This window comes from Pseudoclavibacter sp. 13-3, from assembly GCF_021168475.1.
Lineage (GTDB): Bacteria > Actinomycetota > Actinomycetes > Actinomycetales > Microbacteriaceae > Pseudoclavibacter_A.
This window is the reverse complement of the sequence record NZ_JAJOZT010000006.1, coordinates 34,752-51,087: the sequence shown is the minus strand read 5'-3', so window position 1 is coordinate 51,087 and position 16,336 is coordinate 34,752. Positions and strand designations below refer to the sequence as shown.

The 16,336-nt window shown below is 65.8% G+C and carries 12 protein-coding genes; 5 read left to right on the top strand and 7 right to left on the bottom strand.

What is annotated here, in order from left to right; all coding sequences use genetic code 11:
- Window positions 1–33: 33 nt before the first annotated feature.
- Window positions 34–1,467 (bottom strand): MFS transporter, encoded by a 1,434-nt coding sequence (locus tag LRX77_RS09785; protein ID WP_231832719.1) that lies wholly within the window; start codon window positions 1,465–1,467, stop codon window positions 34–36.
- Between the two features lie 184 nt (window positions 1,468–1,651).
- Here LRX77_RS09785 and typA point away from each other — a divergent pair, with 184 nt between their 5' ends.
- Window positions 1,652–3,559 carry a translational GTPase TypA gene (typA, locus tag LRX77_RS09780; RefSeq protein WP_231832718.1) on the top strand — a complete coding sequence of 636 codons (1,908 nt, stop codon included), beginning with the start codon at window positions 1,652–1,654 and terminating at the stop codon, window positions 3,557–3,559.
- A gap of 390 nt (window positions 3,560–3,949) precedes the next feature.
- Here typA and LRX77_RS09775 read toward each other — a convergent pair whose 3' ends face one another.
- The 4 genes from LRX77_RS09775 to LRX77_RS09760 all read right to left on the bottom strand — a co-directional run bounded on the left by LRX77_RS09775 (window position 3,950) and on the right by LRX77_RS09760 (window position 8,384).
- Window positions 3,950–5,236 carry a citrate synthase gene (locus LRX77_RS09775; protein WP_231832717.1) on the bottom strand — a complete coding sequence of 429 codons (1,287 nt, stop codon included), beginning with the start codon at window positions 5,234–5,236 and terminating at the stop codon, window positions 3,950–3,952.
- A gap of 239 nt (window positions 5,237–5,475) precedes the next feature.
- Complete coding sequence (dapC, locus tag LRX77_RS09770) at window positions 5,476–6,582, bottom strand: succinyldiaminopimelate transaminase (protein WP_231832716.1); 1,107 nt, start codon at window positions 6,580–6,582, stop codon at window positions 5,476–5,478.
- A 3-nt stretch (window positions 6,583–6,585) separates the two neighbouring features.
- The gene (fdxA, locus tag LRX77_RS09765) at window positions 6,586–6,912 is read right to left on the bottom strand and encodes a ferredoxin (protein ID WP_231832715.1); all 327 of its coding nucleotides are present in this window, start codon (window positions 6,910–6,912) and stop codon (window positions 6,586–6,588) included.
- 116 nt (window positions 6,913–7,028) lie between these two features.
- Window positions 7,029–8,384 (bottom strand): PIG-L family deacetylase, encoded by a 1,356-nt coding sequence (locus LRX77_RS09760; protein WP_231832714.1) that lies wholly within the window; start codon window positions 8,382–8,384, stop codon window positions 7,029–7,031.
- Window positions 8,385–8,727: 343 nt separating this feature from the next.
- On the opposite strand from LRX77_RS09760, the gene efeU reads away from it, so the two are divergent.
- From efeU to efeB, 3 genes are all read left to right on the top strand, one after another.
- Window positions 8,728–10,332, top strand: a complete 1,605-nt coding sequence (gene efeU / locus LRX77_RS09755) for an iron uptake transporter permease EfeU (protein WP_231832713.1) — start codon at window positions 8,728–8,730, stop codon at window positions 10,330–10,332.
- A 70-nt stretch (window positions 10,333–10,402) separates the two neighbouring features.
- Window positions 10,403–11,626, top strand: coding sequence for an iron uptake system protein EfeO (gene efeO, locus LRX77_RS09750; protein WP_231832712.1), 1,224 nt, complete (start codon window positions 10,403–10,405; stop codon window positions 11,624–11,626).
- A gap of 228 nt (window positions 11,627–11,854) precedes the next feature.
- Complete coding sequence (gene efeB / locus LRX77_RS09745) at window positions 11,855–13,213, top strand: iron uptake transporter deferrochelatase/peroxidase subunit (RefSeq protein ID WP_231832711.1); 1,359 nt, start codon at window positions 11,855–11,857, stop codon at window positions 13,211–13,213.
- Here efeB and LRX77_RS09740 read toward each other — a convergent pair.
- On the bottom strand, window positions 13,183–14,064 hold the full coding sequence (locus tag LRX77_RS09740; RefSeq protein WP_231832710.1) for a PHP domain-containing protein: 882 nt from the start codon (window positions 14,062–14,064) through the stop codon (window positions 13,183–13,185). The two genes, efeB and LRX77_RS09740, sit on opposite strands and share 31 nt — an antisense overlap.
- Before the next feature lie 90 nt (window positions 14,065–14,154).
- On the opposite strand from LRX77_RS09740, the gene LRX77_RS09735 reads away from it, so the two are divergent.
- Complete coding sequence (locus tag LRX77_RS09735; RefSeq protein WP_231832709.1) at window positions 14,155–15,615, top strand: aminopeptidase P family protein; 1,461 nt, start codon at window positions 14,155–14,157, stop codon at window positions 15,613–15,615.
- 125 nt (window positions 15,616–15,740) lie between these two features.
- On the opposite strand, the gene LRX77_RS09730 is transcribed toward LRX77_RS09735, so the two are convergent.
- Window positions 15,741–16,271 (bottom strand): general stress protein, encoded by a 531-nt coding sequence (locus LRX77_RS09730; protein WP_231832708.1) that lies wholly within the window; start codon window positions 16,269–16,271, stop codon window positions 15,741–15,743.
- Between the last annotated feature and the right edge of the window lie 65 nt (window positions 16,272–16,336).

Sequence of the window (16,336 nt, the reverse complement as noted above, 5' to 3'; positions counted from 1 at the left end):
AATCGCCTGAGCGATCGGCTGAGCCGTGCCGGACTAGCGTCTGACCTCGCGTCGCGAGCCTGGCATCATCTGTCGCACTGCGAGCCAGGCTGCGACGGCGCCGACGGCTGCGAATGCCGCGAAGAAGAGCGTCAGCGAGCGAGCGCTGCCGGGAATCGTCGGACCGCCGAGATTCACCAGCAGACCCGAGAGGGCAGAGCCGACCGTGTTCGCCAGCAGCTGCACGGTGTTCACTCCGGCTGAGGCCTTCTGCGACTCCACCGGGTCGTCCGTGCTGCGCAGCGCCGCAGCCGCCGTGTGCCCGAACGATGATCCGATGCCCACGCCCGCGACGAACAACGCGGCGAACCACAGCACGACCGTGCCGAGGCCGGCATCCGCGGGCTGCACCAGAGCGTAGCCGGCCAGACCGGCCGCGAGCAGCAGCGGCCCGCCGACGCGCAGGGTTGCGACCCGGCCGTCTGACACGGCCCCAGAAGTCAGAATGCCGCCGAACGTCCAGCCCCAAGAGATCATCGCGCCCAGAAAGCCGGCGACGAACGGAGACATCCCGGCGAGCTCCTGCCCGAAGAGCGGCACGAACGCCTCGATCGCCGACGCGGCGGCGAGTGCGGCGATCACAACATAGATCCAGCGCAGCGGTGACCTGCCCCGGTAGACGCTGTGCGGCAGCAGAGTGCGTGCCCCGTTGCGCTCGACCAGCACGAATGCGACGGCGAGTGCTGTGGCGATGGCGAGCAGCGTGAGCACCTTGGCGGTCTCGGTGAAGACGACGGTCAGCGACAGGGCGGCGGTGACCGCGGTGAGCAGGGTGAGCGAGACGACAGGCACGCGTTCGATCTGCACGCTGGACGTCGTGCGCGGCAGCGTGCGCACGGCCAGCCCGGCGGCGGCGAGGGCTCCGATCGCCAGCGGGACGAACGCCCCTCGCCAGATGCCGAACTCGGCGAAGAGGCCTCCGAGCACGGGGCCGACGAAGTTGCCGACGCCCCACATCGCTGAGAGCAGGGCGATCGCACGCGTCCAGAGTCGGGGAGCGAGGGCCACACGCATGACTGCATAGGCCAGACCGGTCAGCAGACCGCCGGCGCAGCCCTGCACGAATCGGCCCGCCAGGAACACCGGCATGTTCGGCGCGATCATGCTGAGCACCAGGCCGGCGCTGAAACCGAGAAACGCGACGAGGTATGCGCGGCGTGCGCCCCAGCCGGCCAGGGCCCGGCCGACGAAGAGCGAGGCGACCACCGAGGGCAGCAGAAATGCGGTCGACACCCACGCGTAGAGCTCGTGGCCGCCGATGTCGGCCACGGCGCTCGGCAGCAGACTCGCGGTCAGGTAGACGTTGGTGCCGTACAGGGCGATGCCGCTGGCGAGCACGATGACGGCTGCCCGGCTCGGTGAGGCGAAGAGATCGCGCCAGGACGCTGCCGTCTTCGGGGCGGTGGGGGTGGTGGGTTCGGTAGACATACAGGGCACAGAATACCGGGTGTGATGCACGGAGCTTCTGCTTCGTCAGAATCGTGTTCGCCATGTTCACGTGCGTGAACTAAGATGGATTGGCTCCTCGTTTCGTCTCGATGGAGCCCCGGCGGTTGCCGACCGCCGTCTGTTCCGTGCCCGACCTGGCACACACATTTTGAGGATGAACCTGATGGCCCTAGTTTCACGCGAGGATCTTCGCAACGTCGCAATCGTGGCACACGTCGACCACGGCAAGACCACACTGGTCGATGCGATGCTCCGCCAGACGAACTCGTTCGATGCGCATGCCGAGGTCGAAGACCGCGTCATGGACTCGAACGACCTCGAGCGTGAGAAGGGCATCACCATTCTCGCGAAGAACACCACGATCTTCTACAACGGCCCGGCCAGCGAGGGCAAAGACATCACGATCAACGTGATCGACACCCCCGGGCACGCCGACTTCGGCGGCGAGGTCGAGCGCGGCCTGAGCATGGTCGACGGGGTCGTGCTGCTGGTGGACGCTTCTGAAGGTCCGCTGCCCCAGACGCGTTTCGTGCTGCGCAAGGCGCTGGCCGCGCGTCTGCCCGTCATTCTCGTCGTGAACAAGACAGACCGTCCCGACGCTCGCATCGGCGAGGTCGTCGAAGAGAGCCAGGATCTGCTGCTGAGCCTCGCCGGCGACCTCGAAGACGAAGTCCCGGATCTCGACGAAGACGCACTGCTCGACGTGCCGGTCATCTACGCATCCGGGCGCGCCGGTCGCGCGAGCTGGAACCGTCCTGTCGACGGCGAGCTGCCCGACAGCGACAACCTCGAGCCACTGTTCGAGGCCATCATGAAGCACGTGCCGGCCCCGAAGTATGACGATGAGGCTCCGCTGCAGGCGCACGTCACCAACCTCGACGCATCACCGTTCCTCGGGCGTCTCGCACTGCTGCGCATCTTCAGCGGCACCCTCACGAAGGGGCAGCAGGCTGCACTGATCCGCACCGACGGCTCGCAAGAGAACGTGAAGATCACCGAGCTGCTCAAGACGAAGGCCCTGACCCGTGTTCCCGGTGAGAGCGCCGGCCCCGGCGAGATCGTCGCCATCGCCGGCATCCCCGACATCACCATCGGTGAGACCGTGACCGATCCTGAGGATCCCCGCCCGCTGCCTCCGATCATCGTCGACGACCCCGCGATCTCGATGACGATCGGCATCAACACGTCGCCGCTGGCCGGTCGCGTCAAGGGTGCCAAAGTCACCGCTCGCCTGGTCAAAGAGCGTCTCGAGCGCGAACTCATCGGCAACGTGTCGATCAAGGTGCTGCCGACCGACCGCCCCGACACCTGGGAGGTGCAGGGCCGAGGCGAGCTCGCACTGGCCATCCTCATCGAAGAGATGCGTCGTGAGGGGTACGAACTCACCGCGGGCAAGCCGCAGGTGGTCACCAAAGAGATTGACGGCAAGACCTACGAGCCGACCGAGCAGCTGACCGTCGATGTGCCTGAAGAGTTCCTCGGTGCCGTCACGCAGCTGCTGGCCGCACGCAAGGGTCGTATGGAGAGCATGAGCAACCACGGCAGCGGCTGGGTGCGCATGGAGTTCATCGTGCCGTCGCGAGGCCTGATCGGCTTCCGCACGCAGTTCCTGACCGAGACCAAGGGCACCGGCATCGCCAACACGCTGGCCGCCGAGTACGAGCCTTGGGCCGGTCCGATCTCGACCCGTGTCAACGGTTCGATCATCGCCGACCGCGCCGGTGTCGTGACACCCTTCGCGATCACCAACCTGCAGGAGCGCATGTCGTTCTTCGTCAAGCCCACCGAAGAGGTCTACGAGGGCATGGTCATCGGTGAGAACTCGCGCGCCGAAGACATGGACGTCAACATCACCAAAGAGAAGAAGCTCACGAACATGCGTTCGGCGACCGCTGACACCTTTGAGTCGATGACCCCGAGCCGTGAGCTCACCCTTGAGGAGTGCCTCGAGTTCGCCCGCGAAGACGAGTGCGTCGAGGTGACCCCCGAGGCGATTCGCATCCGCAAGGTCTCGCTCGATGCGAACGAGCGCGCCAAAGAGGCCTCGCGTCGCCGTAACGCCTCGAAGTAGGTCGCGCGGCGCCCCCGCGGCGCAGCACGTTGTCTGGGAGGGAGAGCATCCGCATCGCGGATGCTCTCCCTGGCTCAAGAGCGGGTGGTTAGTGGCGGCAATGCCCACTGGCCACCCGCTCTTTCTGTGTGCCTCAGCAGCTGACACGGCCGGGGCGGCACGCCACCTCGACACGGTTGCCGGTGCGATCAAGGTTTGGCCGGTGCGATCACGGTTCTGTCAGAATGTGTGTGATCTTGGCGGAAGTGTGCACGGGCTGGCGGAACGGTGCACAGGGGTGCACACTGCTGCAGCAGCGGGCAGAAGGCGGACTCCAGAAGGCACAAGGCCGACAGCAGAAAGCCCTGACCTCAGCGTGAGCTGGAGGCCAGGGCTTCGGAAGACCAGCGGTCAGATGCCTGGGTAGTCGCGCTCGACGTTGCCCATGTAGAGCTGGTGCGGGCGACCGATCTTTGTGGATGGGTCGTCGTTCTGCTCGCGCCACTGCGCGATCCAGCCGGGCAGACGCCCGATTGCGAACAGCACGGTGAAGAACTTCGTCGGGAAGCCCATCGCCTTGTAGATGACGCCGGTGTAGAAGTCGATGTTCGGGTACAGGCGGCGTGACTGGAAGTAATCGTCTCTGAGCGCGATCTCTTCGAGTTCGGTCGCGATCTCGAGCAGCGGGTCGTGCACGCCCAGCTCGTTGAGTACCGATTCCGCCGAGGCCTTGACGATCTTGGCGCGCGGATCGTAGTTCTTGTACACGCGGTGGCCGAAGCCCATCAGACGGATGCCGGACTCTTTGTTCTTGACCTTTTCGACGAAGTCGCCGACGCTCATGCCCGACTCGCGAATCTGCTCGAGCATGGTCAGCACGGCTTCGTTCGCACCGCCGTGCAGCGGACCGAACAGTGCGTTGATGCCGGATGACACGCTGGCGAAGATGTTCGCCTGAGTCGAACCGACGAGACGCACGGTCGAGGTCGATGCGTTCTGCTCGTGGTCGGCGTGCAGAATGAGCAGACGCTCGAGCGCGCGGCTGACGACCGGGTTGACCTGGTACTGCTCAGTGGGCATGCCGAAGGTCAGGCGCAGGAAGTTGTCGACGTAGCCGAGGCTGTTGTCTGGATACATCAGCGGCTGACCGAGGCTGCGCTTCAGCGCGTAGGCGGCGAGCACCGGCATCTTCGCCAGCAGCCGCACCGAAGAGACCTTGACCTGGTAGGGGTCCTGAGGGTCGAGTGAATCTTGATAGAAGGTCGACAGCGCGCTCACGGCACTGGCGAGCACTGACATGGGGTGGGCCTCTTTGGGGAAGACATCGAAGTAGCGCTTGAAATCTTCGTTCAGCATGTTGTGGTGCATCACGCGGTACTCGAAGTCGGCGAGCTCTTCTGGTGTGGGCAGCTCGCCGTGAATCAGCAGCCAGGCCACCTCGAGAAAGCTGGAGTGCTCCGCGAGCTGCTCGATGGGGTAGCCACGGTAGCGCAGGATGCCCTCGTCGCCATCGATGAACGTGATGTTCGACTTGGTCGAGGCGGTGTTCACGAAACCGGGATCGAACGAGGTCAGGCCGGTGTTCTTCGTGAGCTTTGTGAAGTCGATCGCATCGTGTCCCGCCGACGTCTCAAGAATGGGGAACTCGGTCTCACCGTTCGGATGAATCAGCTTCACAGTTTTGTTGCGGTCGCTCACTGCTGTCTCCCTTTACTGATGTGTGACGGCGTCACGGCGTTGTAGCACGGTCAAACGTCATCCTACGAGGTGCGCGCCAGTTCCTGAAATCGAGATTGCGATTCGCCGTGAGATGTCGGATAACCCCTGAACGACCTGTTCATACGGCACAAGACCGTCTGTGAGCGGCGCACAAAAAAGACGCGAAATCGGGCATTGGACCGGACCAATGCGCCGAGATCAGCAGAGCAAGCGACAGATCAGAGCGAGAGGCGAGCTGCGGCGGTCTCGATTGCGGCGTCGGTCGCGGTGAGCGCGAGGCGCACGTGCCGTTCGCCGGCGGGCCCGTAGAAGTGCCCCGGGCCGCCGATGATGCCCAGCTCGGCGAGTGCGCGCATAGTATCCCAGCCGTCCTCGCCACGCGTGCCCCACAGATAGAGGCCCGCGGTGCTGTCAGAGACCTGCAGGCCCCAGGCGCGTGCGGCGGGCAGCAGCAGCTCGCGGCGGCGACGATACACCGCTTTCTGCACCTGCACATGCTCGTCGTCGTCGAGTGCTGCGGTCATCGCGGCCTGGATCGGCCGCGGCAGTGAGAGTCCGAACTGCTTGCGCAGGTTGACCAGCGACTGCACGAGCGTCGGGTCGCCGGCGATGATACCGGTGCGGTAGCCCGCCATGTTCGACTGCTTGCTGAGTGAGTACATTGACAGCACATTGTTCAGGTCGCCGTCGGTGACTGCATCTTCGAGAATGCACGGCACATGCGCATCCCACGGGGCCTCCCAGCCCAGCTCGGCGTAGCACTCGTCCTGCACGATGATCGCGTCGAGCTCGCGTGCCCGAGCGACCGCCCGGCGCAGCAGCGCCACGTCGTTCACGCGACCGTCGGGGTTGCCCGGAGAGTTCAGCCAGATCAGACGAGTGCTCGCGGGCCATTCGTCGGGATCGTCGCTGCTCACCAGCTGCGCGCCCGTGGCATCTGCACCGACCGCATAGGTCGGGTAATGTACGACGGGCTGCACCACGACGTCGTCTGCTCCCAGCCCGAGCCAGAGTGCGAGCTGCGCGATGAACTCTTTCGAGCCGATCGTGGGCATCACCGCTTCGCCATCGAGCTCGACGCCGCGGCGGCGGCCGTACCAGCCCGCGATGGCCTCCCGAAGCGCCGGCGAACCCGCGGCGGTGCCATAGCCGGGCGTATCGGCGTGCTCGGCCAGCGCGCGCTGCACGAGGTCGGGCACCGGGTCGACCGGTGAGCCGATCGAGAGATCGACGGGCCCGTCAGGATGCTGTGCGGCGCGCTCGCGAATGGGCTTCAGCTGCTCCCATGGATAGATCGGAGTCTGCGCGACGAGATTGCGTGGCATGGGTCAGCGGCCCTCACCCTGCGGCGGCAGATCGCGGACGGCAGGGTGGTCGTAGCCGGTCGGGCCGACCTTGGCGGCTCCGCCGGGCGATCCGAGCTCCTGGAAGAAGTCGACATTGATGCGGTAGTAGTCGGACCATTCTTCGGGCAGATCGTCTTCGTAATAGATCGCCTCGACCGGGCACACCGGTTCGCAGGCACCGCAGTCGACGCATTCGTCGGGGTGGATGTACAGGGTGCGATCGCCCTCGTAGATGCAGTCGACCGGGCACTCCTCGATGCAGGCTCGGTCTTTGACATCGACACAGGGCAGTGCGATGACATAGGTCACAGAATCAGCCTCCGAAAGTCTTGCCGCCAGTGTACCGCCAGGTGACATCACCCGACGATGAGGCTGCCCTCACCACCCGAGGTGCGGGGGAGTCGATTGAACGGGCCCTGTCGGAGTCAGCTCGGATGGCTGCCGCTGCGGTGGGGCAGCGGTGCCACCGCGAGCACAGCGACCGCCAGCAAGCCGCCGTACAGCCAGATGTATCCGTTGACCCCGAGGCCGCTGATGATCACGCCCTGTGCGGGTGAGGATGCGGCGAAGACGAACATCGTCGCCCAGACGCCGATTGCGTACCAGGCTGCCGACCATCGTGCGGCGAGTTCGAGTCGCAGTGCCAGGGCGACGCCGAGCAGAGCGATGAGCGAGAAGACCAGGCCATAGGGAATCGCAGGCGACGCCGAATCTGTCGGGCGCCAGACGGCGTTGTGACTGAACGTGGTGATGAACGTGACGAGCACCCCGAGCAGAATCAGCAGAATCGGCGTGAACACCGAGTGCATGATGCGCCGGCCGCCGATGGTGACGGCCCCGGTCGGCGGACTGTAATAGGTCTCTGAGCGGCCGCTTCGAATGGGCTCCCAGCCGTTGACCAGATCGCGCTGCGCGTCTGGCGAGGCGGCGTAGGCGCGCCCGCCGATCTCGGTGAAGTACTCGAAGCCGGCCACCGGGCCACCAGTGCCGTTCGACAGAGCGTAGTAGTCTCCCTCGACGACGAGCTGGGTGCGGTAGCACTGCATGGCGCGACGAATCTGATCGTGGAACGGTCGAACGTCGACGCTGGTGTCGATCTGCCGGTCTGGCACGGTCACCTGTCGGCTGTGGGGCAGGGGCGTGAATCTGCTGTTGGCCTCAGTTCGTGCCGCGTCGCGACGCACTGCGCTTCGGGGCCGCTGCACGGCGAAGAGCGTTGACGGATGCCATGCGTCTGGATCGAGATGCGCGGCGTCGAAGGCGCGCTGGGTCGCGCGATGCACCATGACGTGGTCGGGATGGCCATAGCCCCCGATGGCGTTGTAGGTGACGATGGCATGCGGGCGAACCTGCTGGATGACCGCCTGGATGTCTTCGGCGACCTGATCGAGCGGAGCGTTGGCCAGGGCATTCTCGGGGGAGTCGGCGGCGGGCTCGGCGACTCCGCCAGGCCCCCATTGCATGCCCGAGTCGCTGTACCGGTGCAACGGCACGTCGGCGGGCTTGGCGTGCAGGCCTCCGAGCCACCGGTGGTCGGTGACTCCGAGCTGTCTCACCGCCTGGCTCAGCTCGGCCTCGCGCGCCGCCGAGAATTCGGGCTGGTCGTGTTCGAGGTACTTGAGCGATTCAGGGATCACCTCGCCGAGCTCGCCGCGTGTGGCGGTGAGTACGGTGACCTGGGCGCCCTGAGCGGCATAGGTGGCGATCGTGCCACCGCTCCAGAGCGTCTCGTCGTCGGGGTGCGCGTGCACGAAGAGCACGCGTTTGGCGGAATTCTCCATGCCGACCATTGTGGCACCCGGCACTGACGCGTGGCAGTGGCTCGCGGCGCGACACGCCTGAAACCCGTCGTCGCGTCTCGATGCACGACTGAAGCATCCTGATGCCGCGCCGTGCCGCCGACCCGCTCGCAGTGGGATCGACAGCCGGCAGCCGACTCTGGTCCAGTGCGGGGTGTCTGATGGTCGATTTCGCCCCAGAATCGAGCTGCTGAGATACGACAGAAGTGTAAGGAAAGCCATACTTCAGAATTCGGGCTCCCGAATATTGCCGCACGCGATGTGTGTGGGTCGTTCCGGTGCTATTGTCAGGCGAGTCCACACTTCATCAGATGATTGGAACGGTGTGTTTCTCGGGACGTTTTTGATCGGCCTGCGCGAAGGTCTCGAAGCCACGTTGATCGTCGGCATCATCGCGGCCTTTCTGCGCAAGAACGGCAAGCCGCTCAGACCTCTGATTTTCGGCGTCACGGCTGCCGTGCTGCTGAGCATCGGCGTCGGCGTCGTGTTGCAGACGCTCTCGATGAACCTGCCGCAGGCGCAGCAGGAGGCGCTTGAGACAGTCATCGGCGCCATCGCCGTGGTCTTCGTCACCACGATGATCCTGTGGATGAATCACCATGCCAAGAGCATGAAACGAGATCTCGAGCACGACGCCACGAGCGCTCTGAACGCGGGCGGCGCATATGCGCTCGCCGGCATGGCCTTTCTCGCGGTGGTCAAAGAAGGGTTCGAAACGGCCGTCTTCCTGCTCGCCGCCATTCAGGCGTCGCAGTCGAGCGAGGCGCTCGCCCTCATCGGAGCAGCCGTCGGCATCCTCGTCGCCGTCGCGATCGGTTTCGGCATCTACGTCGGCGGTCTGCGTCTGAACCTGCGCAAGTTCTTCCGCATCACCGGGATCTTTCTCGTCTTCATCGCTGCCGGCCTGGTGCTCAACGTCTTCCGCACGGCCCACGAGGCCGGCTGGATCGTCATCGGGCAGCAGCAGATCGCCGACTTCTCGGCATGGATGCCGAAGACCTCGGTGCTCGGCGCGGTCATCACCGGCATGTTCGGCATTCCGATCGATCCTCGTCTGATCGAGGTCGTCGCCTGGCTGGCCTACCTGCTGCCAGTGCTGGCCATCTACTTCTGGCCCGACTCGCACGTCGTGCCGCTGCATCGTCGCCTGCGCCTGAAGGCATGGCTCGCCGGCGGTGCGGTAGTGCTCGCGGCGGCCCTGTTCGCTCTGGTGCCCCGCATGCCAGCTGATGCGATGGGCGATACGCTGCAGGCCCAACGGCCCGGCACGTCGCCGGGTGCGACCGTCTCGGTGCGTCTGACCGAAGTCGGCGACGACCAGATCACCCTGGCCGTTGACGGGCAGGACGACGTGACGCTGCAGCATGTCTCTGACGGCATGGTCGGCGGCGTGCGGCAGAGCCAGTGGGAGACGACCGTGTCATCGGCGACGCCGAGCGATCTGCCGTCGAATCCCACCATCGCCGATCTGCAGCACCGAAATGGCGGGCGGCTGCCATCGGGCCTCAACTTCGAACGCACGCCCGGCCCGTTCTCAGCCCAGTGGAGCCAGCGACAGACCTACAGCGCCCGCACGAGCGGCAGCACGCTGATCAACGCGTCGCAGAACACGACGCTCAACGCAGTGCTCGCCGGCGGCGGCATCAGCGGCACGAAGACGGTGAGCGTCAGCGGCGGTCTGGACGCGGACTGGGTCGTCTCGGACGATGAGGTCGCCGCCGTGACCGATCGCCTCGTCGACGCGCAGCAGCAGGCGGCCGAGCGTGCGCTCTGGTGGGGATGGCTGCCTGGAGTGCTGCTCTGCGTCGCCGCCGGGCTGCTGCTCTCGGGCGCGCTCGACCATCGGCGTGCCAGAGATCAGGCTGCCGAAGACGCCGAAGCGGCAGCGCGCGCAGAATCAGCCGTCGAAGCGGGCGCTGCGGCGAAGTGACAGGTTTTCTCTGCGTATCGTGCAGAGAATCAGGGAGCGGAGAGATCCGCGACAGTTGGAGGGAACACAGATGAAGAAGCATCACACTCGGGTGCTCGTCGCCGGCGGCGTTGCCGTGCTGGCCGGAATCAGCCTGGCAGGGTGCTCGTCAAACGGCGGCGACGCCGCTCAGTCGTCTGGCGGCGCGGCACAGGTGAATGTCACGCTCGCCAGCGACAACGGCAAGGACACCTGCAAGCTCGACACGACTGAGGCCGCTGCAGGCCCCGTGACCTTCACGGTCAAGAATGAGAGCGCGCCGGCGATCAGCGAGGTCGAGCTGCTGTTCAACCAGAAGATCATCGGTGAGAAAGAGAACCTCGCTCCCGGACTCGACGCGGTCAGCTTCACCTCGACGCTCGACGGCGGCAAGTACCGCATCTACTGCCCCGGCGCCGACAGCGAGTACATCGACTTCACCGTGACCGGCGAGGCCGCCGCCGCGCCCAGCGGCTCGGCGCAGGACGTCTTGAACGCCGGAGTGCCGGCGTACGGCAGCTACATCAAGGACCAGGTCGCCCAGCTGGACACGACGGTCAAGGATCTTGACGCGAAAGTCCAGGCCGGCGACGTCGAAGGCGCGAAGACCGCCTACGCCACGGCACGTCCGTACTATGAGCGCGCCGAGTCGGCCGTCGACGGTTTCCTCGTGCCGGGCAACGAGAATCCTGAAGACAATGCTCAGAACCTCGACTACCTGATCGACATGCGCGAGTCGAACCTCGACGACGCAGCCGGCTGGCACGGCTTCCATGCCATCGAGCGCGACCTCTGGCAGGGCGGGGCGATCACGTCCGAGACCAAGACGCTCTCGACCGAGCTGGTCAAGAACGTCGACATCCTGAACACCCAGGTCATTCCGACGTTCACCGAAGGTCTGAAGCCCGAGGACCTCGCCAATGGTGCGGCAGACCTGCTCGAAGAGGTCTCGACCACGAAGATCACCGGTGAGGAAGAGGCATACAGCCACATCGACCTCGTCGACTTCGCGGGCAACGTCGAGGGCGCCCAGCAGGCGTACGCCTCGCTGCGCGACGGTCTCGACAAGATCGACCCCGATCTGGTGAAGACCATCGACCAGGAGTTCGAGAACGTGCAGAAGATGCTTGACGGCTACCGCGACCCGTCAGCAATCGGCGGGTTCAAGACCTACGACGAGCAGCTGAAGGCGAGCGACTCGGACAAGCTCACCAAGGGCATCCAGCCGCTGCACGATGCGCTGGCCTCGATTGCCGAGAAGGTCGCCACTGCGTAGTCTGCTGTCACAGGCGCAGCAGTCCAGTACTGTACAGCGCAGCAGCGCTCGCAGTGCGTTGCTGATCAGCAGCGACCTCTGCACGGCTCGAGTGTGCAGACGGCGTCGGCCGAACGGCCGACAGATATCGGGCACGTGATGATGCGGGGCGCCGGCGACGAGCCGGCGCCCCGCTCTCGCGCAGACAGCAGCACAGCAGATCGCAAGATCTCAGCAGGGAAAGAACAGATGTCAGAGAATCAGCCAGTCGGTCACGAACCCGATCACGAAACCGATCGCGAACCAAGCCGTGCATCAGACGCCGGCACAGAGACGCAGACGACCGGAGCATCCGCCGATGCAGCGCCGCCACGAGCCGGCGTGAGCCGCCGTGCGCTGCTGACGGGCACCGGACTCGGCGTCGTCGGCGGTGCGTTCGCAGGCAGCGGCATCACCTGGGCTGCGACGAACAACGACGGCCGAGACACGATTGACCTGCACGATTCGGTGCCGTTCTACGGGCAGGCGCATCCGGCAGGCGTGCAGACGCCGCCCCAGCGCTACATGATGTTCATGACGTTCAATGTGAAGACGACCTCGAAGCAGCAGCTGCAGACGCTGCTGGCCCGGTGGACCGCCGCAGCGGGTCTGCTGCAGAAGGGCGACGCCGTCGGGTCGGTCGAGCCGACCAGCGAGCAGGGAGTGCCGAAAGACACCGGTGAGGCTTTCGGACTGGCACCGGCGAGCCTCACGGTCACGATCGGGCTCGGCCCGTCGCTGTTCGCACCGGGACGCTTCGGGCTCGAAGGCAAACGCCCCGCCCTGCTCGCCGATCTTCCGGCTCTGCCGAGCGACAACTTCGACCCCGCGCTCACCGGTGGCGACCTCAGCGTGCAGGCCTGCGCCGACGACCCGCAGGTCGTCTACCACGCAGTGCGCAACCTGGCTCGCATCGGGCGCGGTCTGGTCGAGACGCACTGGACTCAGATGGGCTTCGGGCGGGCGTCTGCCGGGCCGGGGCAAGAGACCCCGCGCAACCTGATGGGGTTCAAAGACGGCACGCGCAACATCACGACCGATGACGACTACGAGCAGTTCGTGTGGAGCGATGGCGACGGCCAAGACTGGTTCGCCGGCGGCACGTATCAGGTGGTGCGCAAGATCCGCATGAGCATCGAGACGTGGGATGCCGACCGCATCGGCGACCAGCAGACCATCTTCGGGCGCACGAAAGGCGAGGGCGCGCCGCTCACCGGGGCGAAGGAGTTCGACGACCCCGACTTCGCCGCCACCGACGACCACGGCGAACGCGTCATCGACATGACCTCGCACATCGCTCTCGCCGCGCACGAGAATAACGACGGTGTGAAGGTGCTGCGCCGGTCGTACAACTACACCGATGGGCTGAACTCGCATGCGCAGCTCGACGCCGGGCTGGTGTTCATCACGTACCAGAATGACCCCGAGCACTTCGCACGGCTGCAGCGCCGCCTCGGCGCGTCAGATCTGCTGAACGAGTACATCTCGCACATCGGGTCTGGTATCTTCGCGATTCCGCCGTCGCCGAAAGAAGGCCGCTACATCGGCCAGGAGCTCTTCGAGGGCTGAAGCACCGGCACGCCGGACGCCTGCTCGGCGATGCGCTCGAGCTGATCGGGCGGGGTGAGGCTCTCACCGAGTCGGTTCGGCTTGCCTGCGCCGTGGTAGTCGCTCGAGCCGGTGACGATGAGGTCGTAGGCGCGGGCGATCTGCATGAGGTGCGCGCGGAACTTCGGCGGATTGAGCCGGTGCCAGACTTCGAGACCGCCGAGACCGGCATCGACCATGCGGTGCAAGAGGTCGTCGTCGGGCCCGGCGCCGCGTGCGACCGTCGCAGGATGCGCTATCACCGGCACGCCGCCGGCCTCGCGAATCAGCGTGATCGCCTCGACGGGGTCGGGGGCGAAGTACGGTTCGTAGTAGCCGGCTCGAGGATGCAGCATGCGGTCGAAGGCCTGGGTGCGGTCTGCGACGATGCCGCGTTCGACCAGGGCATCCGCGATGTGCGGGCGACCGATCGCCTTTGCCTCGCCCGACTGTGCGAGCACATCGGCCCAGGTGATGGGATAGTCTCTGGCCAGTCTCGCCACGATGCGCTCGGCCCGGTGCTCGCGAGAGTCGCGAATCTCGGCGGTGAGCTCGGTGAGGGCTCGGTTCGTCGGGTCGAAGAGGTAGGCGAGCATGTGCATCGAGCCTCTGCGGGTGATGGTCGACAGCTCCATGCCGCGCACCAGACCGATGCCAGCCTGCTCGGCGGCGTGGGCTGCCTCGTCCCAGCCGCCGGTGTCGTCGTGGTCGGTGAGCCCGAGGCAGTCGAGGCCGGTGGCCGCTGCTTCGTCGACCAGCTCGGTCGCGGACTGCGTGCCGTCAGACACCCGAGAGTGGGTGTGCAGATCGATGCGCGTGAAAGTGAGACCCATATCGTCATGGTACGTGAGCCGGTTCCGCGTGCTGCGGGCGGAGCTCTGTCGTGCGCGAGAGGCGGTTGACACCGGTGCGAGAATGGGAGCATGAGCGATTCAGCACAGCAGCCGGGTGAGGCGCGCTCGCGCACTCCGAAGAACGAGCACTTTCGCGCCTATATCTCACAGGGCTGGGCAGATCGCGGGCCGCAGCTTCCTGACACCGACGTCGTGGCGAAGTTCACCGAGGACCGCCGCGATCGTCTGCGCGCGAAGCTGCCCGAGCACACCTTGGTGGTGCCCGCAGGCGATGTCAAAGTGCGCAGCAACGACACAGACTTCCGCTTTCGGCCGCACACCGCCTTCACACATCTGACCGGTTGGGGAGCAGACGCGGTGCCGGGCGCCGTGCTCGTGCTGCCCCCGGTCGACAGCGACGACGAGCCTGTGCTGCTCTTTCGCCGGCCTGCCGGGCGCGACACCGACGAGTTCTACGCCGACCCGGCCATCGGCGAGTTCTGGAACGGACCGCGGCCCGGCCTCGATGAGATCGCCGCACGCCTGGGCGTCAGCACGGCCGACATCCGTCAGCTGCCTGCAGTGCTGAGCGCACACGCCGGTCCCATCTCGGTGATCGCCGGGGTCGACGCGACTGTCGATGCGGCGGTCGACGACTTGGGAAAGCGCCATGACGCCGCAGGCGACGGCCTGCTCGAACGCGATGCGAGTGAGCTGCGTCTGGTCAAAGACCGCTGGGAGATCGCACAGATTCGCGAGGCGGTCGCGGCCTCGAAGGCTGGCTTCGATGACATCCTGCGCAGGATGCCTGAGATCAGCGGGCATCCGCGAGGCGAACGCGTCGTCGAGGGCGTGTTCTGGGCGCGCGCTCGCGAGCTCGGCAACGACGTCGGCTACGACACCATCGCTGCGGCGGGGGATCACGCGTGCTACCTGCACTGGACCGACAACGATGGCGCCGTGCAGAACGGCCAGCTGATCCTGATCGACGCGGGTGTCGAGGTCGACAGCCTGTACACGGCTGATGTGACGCGGACGATTCCGGTGTCGGGGCGGTTCTCGGCGCGGCAGCGCGAGGTCTACGAGGCTGTGCGCGAGGCCGCTGATGCGGCGTTCGCGATGGCTCGGCCGGGTGTGCGCTTTCGCGACGTGCACAATGCGGCGCTCGAGGTGATCGCTCGCAAGACCAGCGAGTGGGGGCTGCTGCCGATTCCGCTGGAGCAGACGCTCGACACCGAGTGGCAGCTGCACCGTCGGTTCATGGTGCACGGCACCTGCCATCATCTGGGGCTGGACGTGCACGACTGCGCGCAGGCGCGCCGCGAGATGTATCAGGATGCTCTGCTCGAGCCCGGCATGGTCTTCACGATCGAGCCGGGGCTCTACTTCCAGGCGGACGATCTGACGATCCCCGAGGATTTTCGCGGCATCGGCGTGCGCATCGAAGACGACGTGCTCGTGACCGAAGACGGCGTCGAGCCGCTGACCGCGGCCTTCCCCCGGACGGCTGACGAGGTCGAGGAGTGGTGCTCGTCACTTGCCTCTGCGTGACCGTTACGCAGCTGTCTGTCAGATTGATTTGCGCGAGAGCGACAGGTTTGCGTGGGAGTGGCAGTGTTGGCACGTCGGTGCAGTTCTCGAGCGTGCCTGGCACTCCTGTGCAGACGGAATGCGGCTCAGGCCTGCGGCGGGCGCGGCGGGGTCGTATCCCCGAGTGACGGTGCGGTGCCGAGGATGCGCTGCGCCTGCCCGGCGACCGAGGGATCGGTGACGAGCGCATACCTGCCCGCCACGACCGCCGTCGTCGACTGATAGTTCTTGTAGCGACGCGTCAGCGCGTAGGTCACGATGCCCGAGATGATCCCGAATCCCGCGCCCAGCGCGAGAGCGGCGAAGAGATAGTTCATCCCGTTGTTCGGCGTCCAGATGATCATGATCAGCCCGAGGAAAAGCCCGAACCACAGGCCGCTGACCAGTCCGCTGAGCGCCGCCTTCGGATAGCTCAGGCCAGTGGTGATTCGCTCGATGCTGTGCAGATCGTTGCCCACCACGCTGACCTTCTCGACGGGGAACTCCTTCTCGACGAGCTGATCGACCGCGGCGACAGCCTCCCGATACGTCTCGTACTCTGCGACGGTCGTGCCTGTCGGCAGCGTCGGAAACATGTGCGCGTTGCCCTGCCCTGCAGAGTTCAGTCCGTTTGCCATGACCTCATTGTCGCACTCATGCGAGATTGTCGCACTCAGCCGGGAGTGCAGCGTACCATTTGCAT